Source organism: Acetobacter tropicalis (genome assembly GCF_030644465.1).
Lineage (GTDB): Bacteria > Pseudomonadota > Alphaproteobacteria > Acetobacterales > Acetobacteraceae > Acetobacter > Acetobacter tropicalis.
This window is the reverse complement of sequence record NZ_JAUYUW010000001.1, coordinates 1,777,617-1,795,117: the sequence shown is the minus strand read 5'-3', so window position 1 is coordinate 1,795,117 and position 17,501 is coordinate 1,777,617. Positions and strand designations below refer to the sequence as shown.

The 17,501-nt window shown below is 57.1% G+C and carries 13 protein-coding genes and 1 tRNA gene; 4 read left to right on the top strand and 10 right to left on the bottom strand.

The window, feature by feature from the left end; genetic code table 11:
* Nucleotides 1-44 precede the first annotated feature (44 nt).
* Nucleotides 45-257: a hypothetical protein gene (locus QWU00_RS08000; RefSeq protein WP_140385826.1), complete on the top strand. Its 213-nt coding sequence runs from the start codon at nucleotides 45-47 to the stop codon at nucleotides 255-257.
* A gap of 136 nt (nucleotides 258-393) precedes the next feature.
* The gene (locus tag QWU00_RS07995; protein WP_035382606.1) at nucleotides 394-1,059 is read left to right on the top strand and encodes an alpha/beta hydrolase; all 666 of its coding nucleotides are present in this window, start codon (nucleotides 394-396) and stop codon (nucleotides 1,057-1,059) included.
* Between the two features lie 453 nt (nucleotides 1,060-1,512).
* Here the strand turns inward: QWU00_RS07995 and QWU00_RS07990 are convergent, their stop codons facing one another.
* Together QWU00_RS07990 and cysS are read right to left on the bottom strand one after the other, a co-directional pair.
* Entirely contained in the window at nucleotides 1,513-2,286 is a 774-nt protein-coding gene (locus tag QWU00_RS07990; protein WP_006558163.1) for an RNA methyltransferase, read from the bottom strand.
* Nucleotides 2,283-3,629, bottom strand: coding sequence for a cysteine--tRNA ligase (cysS, locus tag QWU00_RS07985; protein WP_035382600.1), 1,347 nt, complete (start codon nucleotides 3,627-3,629; stop codon nucleotides 2,283-2,285). The genes QWU00_RS07990 and cysS overlap by 4 nt, the downstream gene beginning before the upstream one ends.
* A 160-nt stretch (nucleotides 3,630-3,789) precedes the next feature.
* Between cysS and QWU00_RS07980 the strand changes: the two genes are divergently transcribed.
* Nucleotides 3,790-3,864, top strand: a tRNA-Thr gene (locus tag QWU00_RS07980).
* 72 nt (nucleotides 3,865-3,936) lie between these two features.
* Here the strand turns inward: QWU00_RS07980 and QWU00_RS07975 are convergent.
* The 6 genes from QWU00_RS07975 to tsaE all read right to left on the bottom strand — a co-directional run bounded on the left by QWU00_RS07975 (nucleotide 3,937) and on the right by tsaE (nucleotide 14,059).
* Nucleotides 3,937-5,286, bottom strand: coding sequence for a bifunctional folylpolyglutamate synthase/dihydrofolate synthase (locus QWU00_RS07975; protein ID WP_035382672.1), 1,350 nt, complete (start codon nucleotides 5,284-5,286; stop codon nucleotides 3,937-3,939).
* A gap of 11 nt (nucleotides 5,287-5,297) precedes the next feature.
* Nucleotides 5,298-6,218 carry an acetyl-CoA carboxylase, carboxyltransferase subunit beta gene (gene accD / locus QWU00_RS07970; RefSeq protein ID WP_006558160.1) on the bottom strand — a complete coding sequence of 307 codons (921 nt, stop codon included), beginning with the start codon at nucleotides 6,216-6,218 and terminating at the stop codon, nucleotides 5,298-5,300.
* A 152-nt stretch (nucleotides 6,219-6,370) separates the two neighbouring features.
* The gene (gene trxA, locus QWU00_RS07965) at nucleotides 6,371-6,697 is read right to left on the bottom strand and encodes a thioredoxin TrxA (protein WP_006558158.1); all 327 of its coding nucleotides are present in this window, start codon (nucleotides 6,695-6,697) and stop codon (nucleotides 6,371-6,373) included.
* 124 nt (nucleotides 6,698-6,821) lie between these two features.
* Nucleotides 6,822-10,388: a double-strand break repair helicase AddA gene (gene addA, locus QWU00_RS07960; protein ID WP_035382593.1), complete on the bottom strand. Its 3,567-nt coding sequence runs from the start codon at nucleotides 10,386-10,388 to the stop codon at nucleotides 6,822-6,824.
* Entirely contained in the window at nucleotides 10,385-13,501 is a 3,117-nt protein-coding gene (addB, locus tag QWU00_RS07955; RefSeq protein WP_035382591.1) for a double-strand break repair protein AddB, read from the bottom strand. The genes addA and addB overlap by 4 nt, the downstream gene beginning before the upstream one ends.
* A gap of 84 nt (nucleotides 13,502-13,585) precedes the next feature.
* Entirely contained in the window at nucleotides 13,586-14,059 is a 474-nt protein-coding gene (gene tsaE, locus QWU00_RS07950) for a tRNA (adenosine(37)-N6)-threonylcarbamoyltransferase complex ATPase subunit type 1 TsaE (RefSeq protein WP_035382587.1), read from the bottom strand.
* 439 nt (nucleotides 14,060-14,498) lie between these two features.
* On the opposite strand from tsaE, the gene QWU00_RS07945 reads away from it, so the two are divergent.
* Complete coding sequence (locus QWU00_RS07945) at nucleotides 14,499-15,257, top strand: response regulator transcription factor (protein WP_035382586.1); 759 nt, start codon at nucleotides 14,499-14,501, stop codon at nucleotides 15,255-15,257.
* Nucleotides 15,258-15,288: 31 nt separating this feature from the next.
* On the opposite strand, the gene thiD is transcribed toward QWU00_RS07945, so the two are convergent.
* Nucleotides 15,289-16,134 (bottom strand): bifunctional hydroxymethylpyrimidine kinase/phosphomethylpyrimidine kinase, encoded by an 846-nt coding sequence (gene thiD, locus QWU00_RS07940; protein WP_052051590.1) that lies wholly within the window; start codon nucleotides 16,132-16,134, stop codon nucleotides 15,289-15,291.
* Between the two features lie 5 nt (nucleotides 16,135-16,139).
* Nucleotides 16,140-17,498 carry a phosphoglucosamine mutase gene (gene glmM, locus QWU00_RS07935; protein WP_035382668.1) on the bottom strand — a complete coding sequence of 453 codons (1,359 nt, stop codon included), beginning with the start codon at nucleotides 17,496-17,498 and terminating at the stop codon, nucleotides 16,140-16,142.
* Between the last annotated feature and the right edge of the window lie 3 nt (nucleotides 17,499-17,501).

Genomic DNA, 17,501 nt, shown 5'->3' with positions numbered 1-17,501 from the left:
ATTTATGTGGAAATTTCGGCTCCGCACCCGTTATAGAGGGGCTTATGGTCGATACCATACAGCGCAGCAAGGCCGTCTTTTGTGGAAACACTGTTTCCATAACAGAAGGCCGCGAGACAGAACGAGGGGATTATGCCCTCATTTCCGACGCCGTCAATGCCGGAAAAACTGCCTCCCCCTTTTCCTGCGTCTTGCATGATACCATGTCCATACTGTATGCCCGCCGCCCTCTGCCTTCCCTCCATGGTAGCGGATGAACAGTTCTTGACCTTTTTGCGGGCCTGATAACCCGCCTGTTCCGGCACGGTGCGCGGCATCGTTCCATGCTGGGACCTTCGCCAAACCTGGATGCGTCATGCCCAAGGGCGCATTCAAAGATTATGCGGAATACAAATGCCTGAGGTTATGTTTGCCGGCCCTGACGGTCGCCTTGAAGGGCGTTACCATCACTCAAACGAGCCCAATGCGCCGCTTGCCCTCGTGCTGCACCCCCACCCGCTGCACGGCGGCACCATGAACAACCGTATTACGTATGCGATGTACCGGTCCTTTGAAAAAATGGGCTTTTCGGTCATGCGCTACAACTCACGCGGCGTCGGCCGGTCTCAGGGCCGGTATGATGGCGGAATTGGCGAAATTTCAGATGCCGCCGCAGCACTGGACTGGATGCAGATGGTTAACCCCAATGCTTCCGGCCTGTGGATTGCTGGCTATTCCTTCGGGGCATTTGTGGGCATGCAGCTTCTGATGCGCCGTCCGGAAATTACCGGGTGGATCAGTGTTGCGCCGCCTGCCACCTACTATGATTTCGGCTTTCTGGCTCCCTGCCCCTGCGGTGGACTGATGATTGCTGGTGGCAAGGATGACATGGCTCCTGAACCTGCCATCCATAAACTGGTAGACAAACTGAACACCCAGAAGGGTGTGACGGTTGATTATCGCGTCTTTCCGGAAGCGGACCATATCTTTGCCAAGCAGGCCGACAAGATTACGGCTGCACTAGAAGACCATGTGACCACCGCCATGGCTCAGCGCAACATGCCGCTGGCTGCCGACTGAGGATTTTTTATCTGTCAGGTGTGTCCTCATGCCTGACAGATAAACTCTCAACAGGGACCATAACCGGCCTCCCTGTTTCTCTCGCAAAAACACGAACCCGGCCTTGGATGCTGCCTGAAAAGTCAGCACTTACGGGGCACGAGGGTTTTTAAGGCTGATAAAGCCGGATCTGAAAGCTCCATGCCGGACGATCTGAACGAAAATCCTGCACACTCAGCCACCAAAAGAGAACCGGACCGACCTGAGCAACTTTTTCAAACAGTTGTCTTGGATTTCCGATGAAGGCCGCAGCCTTCTGCGTAAGAGTGGTCTATCAATCACACACGCCGTTCAGGGAAACCGTAACCCCACCAAACCGTGTACCAAACTGATCCGCCCTTGCCGGTCGCTTTTTTGAGGGGCTCCTTTATTTCAAACCGTCCCCAACAGATCAGAGACAGTTTGAAAAACCAGTCAGACTTTTGCGCGCCTCTTGTTGGCCAGTTCACGCACCACCCCATGCATGGTGCGCAGTTCCTGCTCAGTCACTTCCCCCCGCGTAAAGAAATGACGCAAGTTCCGCACCATGCCGGGGCGTTTTTGCTCATTATGCAGAAAACCGCACTCATCCAGTTCCCGCACCAGATGCCCCATGAAATTTTCAAGCTCACCCTTGGTGGCAACATGGGTTTCATTGGTCATGAGTTCACGCGGCGGGGTCTGATCCGCAGCAAGCCACCATTCATACGCCATGATCATGACGGCCTGCGCCAGATTGAGGGACATGAAGGCCGGATTCAGCGGATAGCGAATCAACCCATCCGCCCGCGCCATATCCTCATTATCCAGACCAGCCCGCTCCGGCCCGAACATAAGGCCCACACGCAGCCCCCGGTTGGTTGCAGCACGGAGTTCGGCAGCGCCTCCACGGGCGGTCATGACCTGCTTTACAATGTGGCGCGGGCGCGGACAGGTGGCGAACACATGGTGTAAGTCCGCCACTGCATCATCCACCGTTTCGTGCACCGTTGCAGCATCCAGAATCCGGTCTGCGCCAGAGGCGGCACGCCATGCACGCTCCTGCGGCCAGCCATCACGCGGCGCCACAATGCGCATGTGAAACAGGCCGCCGTTAGCCATGGCCCGCGCAGTCGTGCCAATATTTTCAGCAAGCTGAGGCCGCACCAGAATAACAACCGGCGTATTGCCTATCGGCTCCAGCGGCGCGCCGCCGTCACGCCCGGTCATGCACGCCTCCAGGTGGTGCCGTCCTTGCTGTCTTCCAGCACAATCCCCTGCGCCTGAAGCTGATCGCGCAGCGCATCGGCCTTTGCAAAATCCCGTACTTTCTTTGCTGCCAGACGGTCGGCAATCAGGGCTTCAATGGCTGCGTCATCTTCTGAAGCATCCCCTTTGAACCATTTTTCCGGGTCTTCCTGCAAAAGCCCCAGCATGCCTGCTCCGGCTTTCAGAGCCCCCGCCGCTGCGCGGTCTCCCGCCAGTGCCAGCCCTGCCAATGCATGCAGTTCGGCAATAGCCATGGGTGTATTGAGATCATCCGTCAGGGCTTTCAGCACACCTTCCGGCACATCCGCTTCAGGCACAGGGCCTGCGGCCAGCGCGCGGTAGAACCGGTCCAGCGTTTTGCGCGCTTCCTGCAACCCTGCCTGCGTATAATTCAGCGTGGAACGATAATGCGCCCCCAGCAGCAACAGGCGAAGCGCCTCTGCCGGAGCCTGAGCCAGCACATCACGAATGGTCAGGAAGTTGCCGAGCGATTTCGACATCTTCTCCCCTTCCACCAGCAGCATGGCATTATGCACCCAGTAATTGGCGAACTTGCCCTGAGGGAAACAGCACAGACTCTGGGCCCGTTCATTTTCATGATGCGGGAACAGCAGATCAGACCCACCACCATGAATATCAAAGCTCTCGCCCAGATAGCGGTGCGACATGGCCGAACATTCAATATGCCACCCCGGACGCCCGCGGCCCCACGGGCTTTCCCACCCTGGCTGGTCTGCATCGGAGGGCTTCCAGAGCACAAAGTCACCAGGATCTTTTTTATAGGTGGCCACTTCCACTCGCGCGCCTGCCACCAATTCTTCAGGGTCACGCCCGGAAAGCGCACCGTACGATGGGAAAGAGGCGACAGAAAACAGCACGTGGCCATCGGCCTCATACGCATGACCGTTTTCAATCAGGCGGGCGATCAGGGCCTGCATCTCGCCAATATTATGGGTAGCACGGGGTTCAATATCAGGCGGCAGCACGTTCATGGCAGCCAGATCGGCATGAAACTCTTCCGTGGTCCGCTGCGTCAGGGAACCAATATCCTCCCCGTTTGCGCGGGCACGGGCGGTGATCTTGTCATCCACATCCGTGATGTTGCGCACAAACGTGACACGCGGGAACAGATGCCGCAGAAGCCGCACCAGCACATCCGCCGTCAACATGGCGCGCAGATTACCGATATGGGCCAGATCATACACCGTAGGCCCACAGTAATAGACCTTCACATGGCCCGGATCGAGCGGTGTGAAAGGCACTGTTGCGCGGCGTTGGCTGTCGTGCAGAGAAAGAAGGGGCATTGGTGCAGGCTCTGAGTACGGCATGATCGCCTAGATGCGCCAGCGCCTTGCGGGATGCAATATCATAACAGCCAAAAATCTGTACCAGGAGTGAAAACCAGCCCTTGACGTGCGTCAAAAATTGCCGTTTTAATCCTGCCCCTGCACCAAGTTGTGCTGTGCCCTTATAGCTCAGTGGTAGAGCAACCGCCTTGTAAGCGGTAGGTCGTGGGTTCAAATCCTACTGGGGGCACCATTTTTCTCCCCTTGTTTTATTAAAGTCTCTTCCGCTTGGCGGACTGGTAACAGCTATGTCTGGCAGGCGCTTTTATGCGCCCGGTTGCCAGCCATCCTGCGTTAACGCCACACCCGCCAGATACAGGCTGCCACAAATCAGCACCCGCGCCGGTTTTCCTTCAGACTGCGCCTTGAGGCCATCAAGCGCCTGCGCCAGTGTTGGCCCAACCTGCGCCTTACCGCCGGATGCTGCCACAATGGCCTCTACCGGCAATGCCAGATGCTGCTTGGGTTCACTGATAGCCCAGACCGTCGTGGCATACGGCAGCACAGGGTCAAGAAAGCCGGATGCATCCTTAGTCTGCTTCATGCCCACCAGCAGGTGGAGCGGACGATCATCCCAGTTCTGAAGTTCCTTGCCCAGCGCATGGCCAGCACCGGGGTTATGGCCACCATCCAGCCAAACGTCCCATCCCTCCGGCACGCGCGCAGCCAGAGCGCCATGAAGGCGTTGCATGCGGGCTGGCCAGAAAACGTTCCCAATCCCCTGCCACGCCGTGGCAGGAACAGACAAACCGGAAACCCGCAAAGCCTCCACGGCCAGACCGGCATTTTCAATCTGCCACGGGCCAGACAACGCCGGCGCAGGCAGATGCAGGGTGCCTTGCTCATCCGTAAAGATGAGCGCGGAAGACGGTTTTGCGGTCTCGGCAGAACGTTTTGGCGTAATCTGCCACTCGTGCCCACGCCGATGCAAAGGCGCCCCGACCTTCTGGGCTTCCGCTTCTAAAACCTGCATCACGGCTTCCGGTTGTGCGCCTGTGATCGCCGGAACGCCGGGTTTAAAAATTCCGGCCTTTTCTGCCGCTATGGCCTGAAGCGTGTTGCCCAGAAAGGCCTCATGATCCATGGAAACAGAGGTGACAATGCATGCGGCCGGGTGTTTGAGCACGTTGGTAGCATCGCACCGGCCACCCAGCCCGACCTCGATAATCGCCAGTTCTGCCGGATGGCGGGCAAACAGCAGAAAACCAGCGGCAGTCAGCACCTCAAAAACCGTAATGGGCGCGCCTGCGTTCACCCGCTCGATTTCTTCCAGCGTGGAGACCAGTTCAGCCTCGCTGACCAGCTTTCCCGCAATACGGAAGCGTTCAGTAACATCCACCAGATGCGGGGATGTCATGACATGCACACGCCAGCCTGCGGCCTCACCCATAGCGCGCAGCGTTGCGCAGGTGCTGCCTTTGCCATTGGTGCCCGCCACATGGATTACAGGAGGCAGTTTTTCTTCGGGGTTACCCAGCTTGGTCAGCAGGGCTTCAAGCCGCCCCAGCGAAAGATCAATCAGCGCGGGGTACAGATGGTTGAGGCGCTCCAGCACCTCACCAGTGCGACCAGAAAATTCGGTTGTCGGCGCTGCGCCGGCGGCAGAAGCGGGCACGCTCGCCAAACTCAGACAGACGGAGCCGCGGTGGGTGCTTCCTCTACCGGCGCAGGCCGATCAGGTGCTGATTTTTCAGCACCAACCGGCGCACGCGTCAGCAGCCCGATCACGCGGCCCAGCGTGGCACGCATGTCCTTACGCACCACCACCATGTCCAACATGCCGTGATCCAGCAGATATTCGGACCGCTGGAAGCCTTCGGGCAGTTTTTCACGCACGGTATCCTGAATAACGCGCGGGCCTGCAAACCCGATCAGGGCATTGGGTTCTGCAATCTGCACATCACCCAGCATGGCGAAAGAGGCCGTAACCCCGCCCGTTGTCGGGTTGGTCAGCACCACAATGTAAGGCAGACCGGCTTCTTTCAGCATCTGCACGGCAATGGTGGTGCGGGGCATCTGCATCAGGCTGATGGCGCCTTCCTGCATCCGCGCCCCACCAGACGCAGTGAAAACAACCAGCGGAGATTTCTGCAAAACAGCCAGACGTGCGGCGGCCACAAAGCGTTCGCCAAAAGCCGCGCCCATGGTGCCTGCCATGAATTCAAACGCCATGACGGCCACAACGGCAGGATGCCCGCCAATGCTACCGTGCGCCACCACAAGGGATTCATCCACATGGCTTTTGGCGCGGGCGTCCTTCAGACGGTCCGTATATTTTTTCTGATCCCGGAACCCTAGCGGATCAACGGGAGCGGAGGGCAGTTCAATACGGGTGAACTCGCCGTTATCAAATGTCCATTCAAGGCGTTCCGTCACAGGAGCCTTCATGTGGTGGCCACAGTGCGGGCACACATTCAGGTTCTTGTGCAGTTCCTTGGTCAGAATCATCTGACTGCAGGACTCGCAGTTGGTCCACAGATTATCCGGCACTTCACGGCGGAGAAGGCCGCGAATTTTGGGACGGACATATTCGGTGATCCAGCTCATTTTGAACCTTGCAACTGCGAGACATGAAAATGGGCATGCAGCCCCAATGAGGCGTGCATTACGCTGCTTGGGCCTTCCTGCCAAGCATTATGCGCCGGAACGTACCCCGCACACAGCCTGCCAGAAAAGCCCAACCCTGAGTGTTTCAGGCGTTACAGAGCGCCTTCAACCCAGGCTTTAAGCTGGCTCTTGGGCAGAGCGCCTACCTTGGTTTCCACCACCTTGCCATCACGCACCAGCATGAGGGTCGGAATGGAGCGCACGCCATAAGCGGTCGGCGTTGCGGGGTTTTCATCAATGTTGACTTTGGCAACCGTGACCTTGCCAGCAAAATCCTTGCCGATTTCTTCCAGCGCCGGGCCGATCATCTTGCACGGGCCACACCATTCGGCCCAGAAATCCACCAGAACCAGACCGGATGCCTTCAGCACATCGGCTTCAAAGGTGGAATCGCTGACAGCAAGCGTATGTTCACTCATTAACCTGTTCCTTTTTCTGGGCGGGACATTTCAGCCCCTGCCTCCTTGGCTGCCATAAACCGGATGCCGAAAAACGGTTCCGCATCATCTGATAGCCCTACACTTAAGGCGGCAACGCAGGCGGTCAAGATGCAGGGTTGCCCGGAGCATGTGTATCCAATAGCGAATCAGGCAACACGTCCGCCCGCGGGCCTTCCGTCCACACCAGCACACAGCGCACAGGCTTATCGGGATAAAGGCCCTGCAACAGAGCCCGATAGGCCGCCATCTGCCGCAGATACAGAACCGGCGTGCCCGCCACGGTACGGGGCGTGTGCCGACCAGTTTTGAAGTCACACACCACAATGCGGTCTGGCAGAACGCGCATACGGTCCACCTGCCCCACAATCACCTGCCCGCCGGCCACGCCCGCCAAACGCTGCTCCGCACGCGCCTCGGGCGTGAACAAGGTCGCAAGATCCGGCAGAGCCAGAACCCCCAGCACCTGATCCGCCAGCACTTTGGCCTCCTGCGGTTTCAGGCCGCTGGCAGGGCGCGCCAGCCATCCGTGCGCAAGATCGGCCCATCGCTCACGTGGGAGCCCTGGCAGATATTGCAACAAGGCATGCACCAGTGTGCCGCGCCGGAACGCAGCCTCACGCGCTGCGGCAGGAGTCACGGCGGCAACATCCAATGGAGAACGCACAGGTGGCAACGGCCCCAGCATGGCGTCATCCGGTCGGCTGGGGGCCAGAGGCCGGGCCAGTCTGGCATCAGGCACAGGTGGCACAGGCCGCCAGTCTGGGGCTCGCCCCATCCATGTGGGCAGAGAAGCGACTGTCGGTTTACCGATTTCGGGTAGTGCATCCACCCCCGCCTTTGGGGACTGCTCCTTGACCTCTGCCCGTTCTTCCAGAACCAGTATGGTGTCTGCCCAATCACCTTCCGTCCACGGTTGGGGCTGGGCACCGGCAACCTCAAACCCCTGACGACAGCGCTCGTACCAGCTTTCAGCAGGTACATGGCGGCCCGGCATCCAGCCGCACACAATCAGCCTTTCCGCCGCACGCGTCAGCGCCACGTAGAGCAGGCGATTGTACTCCTCTATGGCGCTGGCCTGCATGGAAGCCCGCAAGGCCTGCGTCAGCCCTACGGCAAGCGCCCCACGCGGCACATATACCGGCACGTCCAGCCCTGTATGGTTGTCCTTTGCCCAGAACAGCCGATCCTCATACCGGGGCCTGCTGACCGTGTCTGGCAGAATGACCAGCCGTGCCTGCAAACCTTTGGACCCATGGGCTGTCATCACCCGCACGGAATCTCCCCCGGCTTCGGCCTCACGCTTCACGCTTTCTTCCGAATTACGCAGCCAGTGCAGAAAGCCTTGCAGGGAAGGAGGATGCATGTCCTGATAGCGCAGGGCAGCGGAGAGAAGCTCATCTATGGATTCCGCCGCTTCCGGGCCAAGCCGTGCTAGCAGACGCGCGCGCCCTCCGGCCCGCCCTAGGGCTTCAGACAACAATTCATGTGGGGTCAGGTAATCCACCCGCCGGAACAGGCTATCCAGCAATGCCCATGCCTGCGCCCAGTCTGGCCGCTCGGCATGACGATCCCTCAGGGCGGACCACAGAGGTTCGGCGGGTTTGCGTCCTGTCGCCAGCACCATCAGGCTGTCATCTGCCACCCCGCCCAGCGGGGAGGTCAAGACACAGGCCAGAGTCAGATCATCCTGCGGCAACAGCAAAGCCGCACACAGCGCCATCAAATCCTGCACGGCGAGTTGATCCGCCAAGCCTGTGCGCACCAGAGTCGTGACTGGCACGTTCTCTGTTTTCAATGCCCGGATCAGCGCTGTAACAAACGGAGAGCGACGCGGCACCAGAATGAGGACATCTCCCGGCGTAAGCGGTTTCTCTCCCGGCGCAGGTGGCGCGGCAAGCAGGCGCGCAATATGGCGGCCCAACGTATCCGCCAGCTTCTGGCGCGGGTTCTGCCGTGTGGTATTGGCCTGCGGAGGCTCCCACGGGCTGGCCAAATCCGCATCCTCTTCTGTGGCTTCCGCCAGAGGCCAGAGCTCAACCCGGCCGCCCTGCCCCGGTCTGGCCGTGATATGGTGCATGGGCCGACCATCTTCTTCCGCCACCCCTTTCGCTGCCTCCGGAAGGGAGAAGACAGAATCAACCAGTTTCAGAACAGGTTCTGTAGAACGGAAGGAAACGGTCAGTTCCGGCTCCCGCCACGGTAAGCCGGCTGACACCGCACGTTCCTGAAACACACGCCGCCATGTGCGGAATGCTTCCGGGTCTGCGCCCTGAAAACCGTAAATGGATTGTTTATAGTCCCCAACAGCAAAAACAGTGCGTGGTCCTGCCTCTGGCGCATGAGTACCCTCACCCGCAAAAAACTCTTCTGTCAGGTCTCCAGCAATGCGCCACTGCTCACCGGAAGTATCCTGCACCTCATCCAGCAGAAGATGATCTATCCCGCCATCCAGTTTATATAACACCCAGGCTGCACCGGGTTCTTTCAGAAGCCCTAATGTGCGATAAATCAGATCATCATACTCAACAAGCCCACGTTGGGTTTTTCTGTCCTCATAAAGAGCAGCGACAGGCGCAGCATTTTTTAGAAGAGAAACACCCAGCCGCGCCAACTCCCTGGCTCGCAAAGCGTCCTCAATCCCCTGAATACGGTCTGCTTCTCGCGCAAGACACTCCGCCTGATCGGTATATTTCTCCGTCAGCTTTTTGGTAATAAGGCCTGTTTTGCGTAGATTTCCGTCTTTGGTCAGAAACCCGTTGCGCCATACATCCCACTGCGCAGCCCGCTGGGCAGATTCAAGACTCAGCCAATCCAGTAACGCCAGCGCATTCCGTTTGACCGCCTCTGTGCCTTCATCCGCCAGCAACCGCAAGAAATGACGCAGCTTTTCTTCACCAGAAAATGCCATACAAGCGCGCTGCACATAATCCTGATCTGTTCCCTTCAGCGCTCCGGTCTCAAGCCCCAGAACACGACAGAAAATTGCAGGCAATTCTCCTGGTTTTCTTGAAGTCCACTCCCGAATACGTTCAGCGCGCGAATCATGCCGTAACGCTCCCGCCAGACTAACAAAATCTCCCAGCCCAATCTGCCCCGCTACCGGTGCCAGCGTTGCGGAGGAGCGGCTGCCCAGAACCGTTTCCACACAACTCTGCAAGGCCAAAGAGGCATCCGTTTCTTCCATGACCGTAAAGTGCGGGTTCATGGCCGCTTCCAACGGAAAACGACGCAGCAGAGACTGGCAAAACGCATGGATGGTGCCAATACGCATACCGCCTGGCAGATCCAGAACTTCTGCAAATAATGCCCGTGCGCGTCGGCGTGTTTCTGGTGTGCACGGCACAAAAAGGGCTGTCAGGTCTTTCTCCAGATCCGCATCAGATAACGTTACCCACCGCCCCAGCCGAGTTTGCAAGCGGATGGCCATTTCCGCCGCGGCCGCCTTTGTAAACGTGAGGCACAGAATGCGGGCCGGATGGCTACCGGGTATAATCTCTCCGTCTGACGTACGGCGCGGCAGCATCAAGCGAAGCAGGCGGTCAATCAGCAGTTTGGTTTTACCGCTTCCTGCCGAAGCGGATACAAATACGGAGGCCAGAGGATCAGACGCCAGAGCCTGCTGCTGATTTGCCTGCTCAACAGCATCAGAAAAGACGTGGTTATTTCTCATATTTCATCATCCACGCGTGCAGTGTTCCATTCCGGCACACGGGCCAGACGGGCGTAATCTGCAAAGCGAGGCTCCTGCCCCGGATGAGGATGGGACAGGTAGGGTTGTGCCTGATTGTCATACGCCACCACACGCTCCCGCAAGCGTACCCATGTCTGCTCTGCCAAATCTGTCAGTGATATATCTTTCCCTGCGGAAATCGCCACCTCTGCGCCAGGCTCTGCACCCCCGGTCAGCCGCCAATATACCAGACCACCAATCTCCGCTGTTTTTTCCGTATCGATTTTCGGTAATTCCTTGAAACCGCCACGCAAGATCATGGCAGCTTCAAGCGGAAGCTGAGGGTTCCAGCCAAACTGGACGTCCCGCGCGGTTGGCAGCGTCCCTGTTTTGTAATCCCGTACAATCACACGGTTTTCTGCATCAAAATCAATACGGTCTGCTCGCCCCACCAGCCGGAAAGGACCATGCGATGCGTCTGGCATATCCACCTGCCCGCGCAATTCTGTTTTAATACTGCGCGGCGTTCCTGCTGTTTCACGCCATGCTTCTTCCGCTTGAACAACCCAGGAAGCAATGCGCATCAGGCGTGGCTCCCACCACGCACGCAAAGCCGGGCGCAACGTTTGTGCGGCCAGCACATCCTGAAACATCTTTTGCAAGCCAGCCTCGGCATTAGCTGGCCAGGTTGTGCCATGCGTGCTGAACCACCGCTCAAGCGCTTCATGCACGATCATCCCGTAATCAGATGCATCGGCAGGCTCCTCCAGTTCCGGCAAAGGTTGAAGCCGCAGTACATGGCGTGCGTAAATAGCGTAAGGGTCACGCATCCATGTTTCAATTTCCGTCACACTCAGGCGACGAGGCCGGAGAGCCACGGGCGGCGTGGGACGTGGAGGGGCAACAGGCCGCGCAGCCCCACCAGGCCGATCCACCTCATGCAGCCATTCCATAACCGGATGCGCCGGTACAGACAGGCCACGCCCGGCTAAAAACGCATCCAGCCGGGATAACCAACGCGCCGGTACCACGGGCGCACCCTCACGCCTTTTCGGGCAGGACAGCACAACGTTATCCGCCGCAGTTGCACAGGCAAAAAAATCATGCGCTGCCTGCCCCACTCCCTGTTCGGGTGAAGGCAGCCCCACACGTTGACGCATGGGGCGACTCATCCACGGACCGGCTTCTGCCACGGGCGGCCACACACCTTCTGCTAAACCACCCAGAATAACCGTATCCGCCGTTTGCAGGCGAGCTTCAAACAGCCCCCAGATCAACACGCGCGGATGCAGGGCGGCCGGGTCCCCCCCACGGCGGCTGGCCACGCGCTCTTCCGCCAGAACGGCGCTCAACAAGCCATCCAGAACAGCGGGCGGCTGGGGTGGCAAAATATCTGATGCCATCATCAAATCTGTCAGACGGCTGGCCAGCAGGTTTCCTTCTTCCCCACGCCACAACCGTTCGGCCGGTTCTTCCGTATCCGTACGAACCAGCCGCTCAACCGTCCTGATCAAGGTTTCAAGCAGTTCCGGTACAGGCGCCCGATAGGTTTCTGTCACATCTTGCAAATGGTCGGGCATATCTTCCGCTGCGCTATCAGCCTGCGGCCATGCCAGAACAGGTGCAAAACACTCCGCCACTCTGTCCATGAACACAAGAAGAGGTTCCGGGCCAAAAGGGCGATCCGCCTCCGCACCGGCCTCAACCTGTTCTATTTTTTTCTCATTCCGCGTGTGTTCATCCAAGGCGCGTTCAACAGCCGCCCGTAAGGCCGCAAAACCCGGTGGGGGCGCAGGCCCTCGCAGAACCACACGCTCCAGAAGCCGGGCAGACGCACGGCACACGCCTGCAGAAAGCCCACATGCTACCAAAGGATGTTTTAGAACTGAAAGAAGTGAAACCGGGGCAAACCGATTATCCACCAGTTGCGCCACCAGCCGCAATAGTACTCCGCCCGGCGTACCGATAAGAGAGGCCCCACCACTGTCATCCGCCAGAACACCCCAGCGCGAAAGTTCTGTCACCACGCGCGCCGCCAACCCCCGATCCGGGGTGATCAAAGCTGCCCGTTTGTGCGGCTGCTCAATCACATCCCGCATCAACATGGCGATGGCGACGGCTTCCTCCTGCTGGTCCGCCGGGTCTAACCGGGTAACATGAGGCAGGACAACGGGATCGGACCGCGCCCAGTCTTCCAGAGCAGAGGCGGGTAGCAATGCGCGGCACAGCGCCTGTGTGCGGGCTGGATAACCACCTTCTCCATCCCAGGCGTGAACATCCGCCCTGACAGCATCCAAGGCCGCAAGCAGATGGCTCAGACCAGCCTGGGGGTGACAGTCTGGCAAATGGGCAAAGGTTTCTTCCGCCATGCCTGTATCCAGACCGGGAACCACCACCAGCCCCCCCGGGCAAGCCATAACGGCACGCAGGGCTTCTGCCGTAGCAGGCATCACATTAGTAAAACCGGCTGCCCACAAACGGGTTTTGTCCCCCTTCTCCGCCTGTTCATGCCATAACTTTGCCTGCGCCCGCAGCAGAGCAACCTGCCGGGCAACGGGGTTCATAAGCCCTTGCGCCCTCAACCATTCCGGCCACGCACGTGTGACAATATCCAGAAACTGCAAAATGGTTTGCCAGTGCTGAGCAAAATCATCCTGCACAGCGTCCGGTAGGCGGGCAGCAAGATCCACATCCGCCCATTCTGCTTCATCCATAAGGTCTGCCAGCGCCTTGGCCAGAGGCCATGCCTGATCAAGCGTGGGCCGTGTGCCAAACGCCCCTTCGGCCTGCAGAACCAGACGGGTCAACACAGCCAGACGCATCATGCTGGCAACGGGGGGAGGCAGGTCGATCCCTTCGGCTCCCCCCAGATCAGATGCAAGCCCCAGTTCTGCCTCATCCAGCGCACTGATTGGAATAATGCGAGGCAGCAACATGGGGCTGCCATCCATATGGCGCAGAAACGCCTCTGTCAGCGCGCGTGCTGCACGTCGGCCAGGAAGAACAATAACCCCCTCCCCGATTGCCTGAGCGTCTCCTCCTGCTGCTTCAATCCACCGCTGCGCCAGATGATCCAGAAAAGGCAGATGGGCTGGAATTGTCGCCAAACTCATATTGTCTTGACCTTACTGCGCGGAAACGAACCTGACATAAGAAAAGCCCCATCAGCTAACCAGATAGACGCTTCACAAAAGCATTTACACATTGGTTTCTGGGCCCAAAGACAAACCAGCAGCGTCAAGCCGCTGGGACCAACCTTTAATCGAAACCTGTCGGTCGCCACCGGCCAGCACCGAAACGCCCAGATGCAAAGCGTCATCGGGTGTCAGATCTTCCAGTCGCTCAGGCCATTCCACCAGCACAATACCGTCCCGAGCTTCTTCCCAGCCCAGTTCTTCCAGTTCATCTGGGCCACCAAGACGCCACAGATCAAAATGGGAGACGGCGCAAAGGGGGGCATCATAGGTTTGCACCAGAGTATAAGTCGGACTCGGCACATCCAGAGCAGGGTTCTCACAGAGTGCCCGCAAAAAAGCACGTGCAAACACGCTTTTTCCTGCCCCTAACGGACCAGAGAGCAGAATGGTGTCTCCGGGTCGAACCACAGCGGCTACCTGCATAGCAAAGTGTTGTGTTGCTGCCTCATCTTTTAAAATCACGCTCGCACCCATAGACAGCCCCACCGCCTCTTACCTTGCATTGTCATACCTTCTCTAGGGCTTTTTATCAGATCAGCACAGCATGTCAGAAGTCCACATGGCAAAAACCATCATAAAAAAGAGAATTTCTTTAGTATTTCAAAAAATAAAGCAAAGATTCAAAAAGTTATTATTTATTTTCTTATTTATTACATTAACTTAATAAATATAAGATCAAGTGTGCCATGATTTCTATTTATCAACACCAGATTGTGAGAAATTCTCAATCATAAGTTGCAACATTCAGATTCAAAACGCGTTATGCGTTAATTGCATACCCTTAAAAAGATACAACCAATGGTGGTAAAAAATTTGTTTACGTTATATGAAAGGGTATGAATTGATATTATAACACCTCGAACACAACCATTGGGTGTGTTTGTACTCTCTTCCGGGAGAAGGGACTAACGCCATGCGAATTTTATTGGCCGAAGACAACAATGCTGCAACTCAAACGATTCTTCCCGTTCTTATACACGCCGGACTTCACGTAGATGTGACCGAGACAGGGCGCGGCGCAATTGAAATGCTCCGCAATTATACGTACGGTTTGGTAATTGTAGAGCTATTTCTGCCCGATATGGATGGCTACGACTTTATTGCCTCTCTCCGGGCGCGAAAAATTCAGACTCCTATCGTCATCTTATCTTCAATTGATAAACCTCATTCAAAAATAAAGGCTTTTTCAATTGGTGCAGATGATTATCTGACCAAACCTTTTGACCCGGAAGAACTTGTTGCACGGGTTCAGGCTATTTTAAGACGGTCTAACGGTTATTGTCAGCCTATCACGGAAGTTGGCAATCTAGCTCTTGATCTCAACCAACATACCGTTACCGTGGCCGGCTTGCCCGTTCATCTAACAGGAAAAGAGTTTGCTATTCTCGAACTTCTTGTTCTGAGAAAAGGCGTTTCTTTATCCAAAGAAGCTCTCCTCAACCACCTTTACGGTGGGCATGATGAACCAGACATCAAGATTATTGATGTCTTTGTGTGCAAATTACGCAAAAAACTTCAGGCTGCTGGAGCGGGAAACCTCATCTCCACCATTTGGGGACGCGGGTATGTTCTCAATGACCCTCCGCCGAAAAAGCCCGCAGCGCACCAGATCAATGCCGCCAGGCATTATCAGGAAAGCCGGGCTCCTCAACTCCAGGCAGCCGGAGAATAAGGAATTACTTAAAAACCATTATGAAATAATTCTATTTCCGAAATGGATGTGCGTGCCATAGGGGGCCTGCCCCATGGCCCAATCCTGGCGCTGTAAGAATAGCGTTCCGCACATACTGACGGCTTAAGGAAATGGCATCTGCCATGGCATGATTTTGAGCAAGCAGCGTGGCCAACGCACTTGCCAGAGTACATCCTGTTCCATGTGTATGGCGGGTAGGAATTCGTTTATCTGCAAATTCCGTAAAACCGGTATCATCCAGCAGAACATCTACCAGATCGTCACCTGATAAATGACCGCCTTTCAGCAGGACCGCTGCACCTGTTTCCTCTCGCAAATGGCGCGCCGCCACCCTCATATCCTGTATCGTCTCCACAGAACGACCCGTGAGACGTTCTGCTTCGGGCAGATTGGGGGTCAGCACTGTCGCGAGCGGAAAGAGGTACGCCTTCAGCGTGCTAATGGCGTCCTCTGCCAGCAAGGCTGCGCCCCCCTTAGCTACCATAACGGGATCAAGCACGAAAAGCGTCTGGACGTTCTGCTGGCGATAGGCCGTAATTTCCTGCGCCACCACACGGATTTCAGCCGGACCACCCACCATACCGGTTTTGAACGCATCTGTGCCCAGATCATTCAGAACGCTCCGAATCTGGAGGCGCAGAAAGTCCGGATCTACAGGGTAAATTCCCTGCACACCTAAAGTATTCTGGGCGGTCAAAGCCGTAATGGCTGTCATGGCGTAACCACCCAAAGCCGTAATAGCTTTGATATCCGCCTGAATACCGGCTCCGCCGCCCGAATCACTTCCCGCAATGGACAGTACCCGCGCCGGAGCGCGTTGCTGCGATCCGGTGATCAAGGGTTCTGGTACCGTCATCGTACTCAGGCGGGTTCGCTCACAGCCTGAAGCGCGTCACACATCTGGGTGACAACCTCATCCACCAGCGCTGCATCCTCAGCTTCCGCCATCACGCGCACCAACGGTTCCGTGCCGCTCTTGCGCAGAACCAACCGTCCACGGCCTGAGAGTTTCTGCTCTACTTCCTTCTGTTTGGCCAGAACGCTGTCCGCTTCAAGCGGGCTGCCGCCCGTAAAACGCACATTCTGCAACTTCTGAGGGAATGGGTTGAACATCCGGCAGACTTCGCTGGCGGAGCGTCCATCTTGCACCAGCACGGCCAGAATTTGCAGAGCAGCAATCAGGCCGTCTCCAGTGGTTGCAAAATCTGTCAGCACCATATGGCCAGATTGTTCACCGCCAATATTGCTGCCCAGTTCCCGCATACGTTCCACAACGTAGCGATCTCCAACCGCCGTACGCTCCAGACCTACATTCAGCGTGTTCAGAAAACGCTCCAAGCCCATGTTGGACATGACTGTGGCCACAACCGACTCGCCAATCAGTCGCCCTTCCCGTGCCCAGGACTGCGCAATCAAGGCTAGAATCTGGTCACCATCAATCAGACGGCCCGTTTCATCCGCAATCAGAACGCGGTCTGCATCGCCATCCAGCGCGATGCCCAGATTCGCCTTATGCTGGACCACGGCTTTACACAGCGCCTCCGGATGCGTGGAGCCACATCCTTCATTAATGTTCACCCCATCAGGCGTACACCCGATCCGGATGACTTCCGCTCCCAGTTCCCACAAGGCCGTCGGAGCCACCCGGTAGGCCGAGCCATTGGCGCAATCAATCACAATTTTCATGCCATCCAGCCGCAGTTTACGCGGAAAGGAAGCTTTCGCACTCTCCACGTACCGTCCGGCAGCGTCATTCAGACGGGAGGCACGGCCAATCTTCTCCGGCGTTGCCAGGCGCCCAGTCAGATCAGCCTCCATCAGGTCTTCAATATCCGTTTCATCATGATCGGACAGTTTAAAACCATCTGGGCCAAACAACTTGATACCATTGTCTCCAAACGGATTGTGAGACGCCGAGATCATGACACCCAGATCAGCACGGAGCGAACGGGTCAGCATGGCAATGGCCGGTGTGGGGAGCGGACCAACGAGCGTTACATCCATTCCGGCAGACAGAAAACCAGCAACCAGTGCGCTTTCAATCATGTAGCCGGACAGACGCGTATCCTTACCAAGAAGAACGCTGTGCCGATGATCACCGCGTGTAAAGCGCAGTCCGGCAGCCTGCCCCAGCCTTTGAGCAGTTTCCACGGTCATGGGAGCAATGTTCGCAGTCCCCCGGATGCCATCTGTTCCGAAAAGACGTCTTGTCCTGCTCATGTC

Excerpts from the sequence above, each read along its gene's own strand:
- QWU00_RS07990 (WP_006558163.1), bottom strand. The coding sequence starts at position 2,286 with ATGACCGGGCGTGACGGCGGCGCGCCGCTGGAGCCGATAGGCAATACG.
- trxA (WP_006558158.1), bottom strand. The coding sequence starts at position 6,697 with ATGAGTGAACATACGCTTGCTGTCAGCGATTCCACCTTTGAAGCCGAT.
- QWU00_RS07995 (WP_035382606.1), top strand. The coding sequence starts at position 394 with ATGCCTGAGGTTATGTTTGCCGGCCCTGACGGTCGCCTTGAAGGGCGT.
- QWU00_RS08000 (WP_140385826.1), top strand. The coding sequence starts at position 45 with ATGGTCGATACCATACAGCGCAGCAAGGCCGTCTTTTGTGGAAACACT.
- accD (WP_006558160.1), bottom strand. The coding sequence starts at position 6,218 with ATGAGCTGGATCACCGAATATGTCCGTCCCAAAATTCGCGGCCTTCTC.
- tsaE (WP_035382587.1), bottom strand. The coding sequence starts at position 14,059 with ATGGGTGCGAGCGTGATTTTAAAAGATGAGGCAGCAACACAACACTTT.
- addB (WP_035382591.1), bottom strand. The coding sequence starts at position 13,501 with ATGAGTTTGGCGACAATTCCAGCCCATCTGCCTTTTCTGGATCATCTG.
- addA (WP_035382593.1), bottom strand. The coding sequence starts at position 10,388 with ATGAGAAATAACCACGTCTTTTCTGATGCTGTTGAGCAGGCAAATCAG.
- QWU00_RS07945 (WP_035382586.1), top strand. The coding sequence starts at position 14,499 with ATGCGAATTTTATTGGCCGAAGACAACAATGCTGCAACTCAAACGATT.
- glmM (WP_035382668.1), bottom strand. The coding sequence starts at position 17,498 with ATGAGCAGGACAAGACGTCTTTTCGGAACAGATGGCATCCGGGGGACT.
- cysS (WP_035382600.1), bottom strand. The coding sequence starts at position 3,629 with ATGCCCCTTCTTTCTCTGCACGACAGCCAACGCCGCGCAACAGTGCCT.
- thiD (WP_052051590.1), bottom strand. The coding sequence starts at position 16,134 with ATGACGGTACCAGAACCCTTGATCACCGGATCGCAGCAACGCGCTCCG.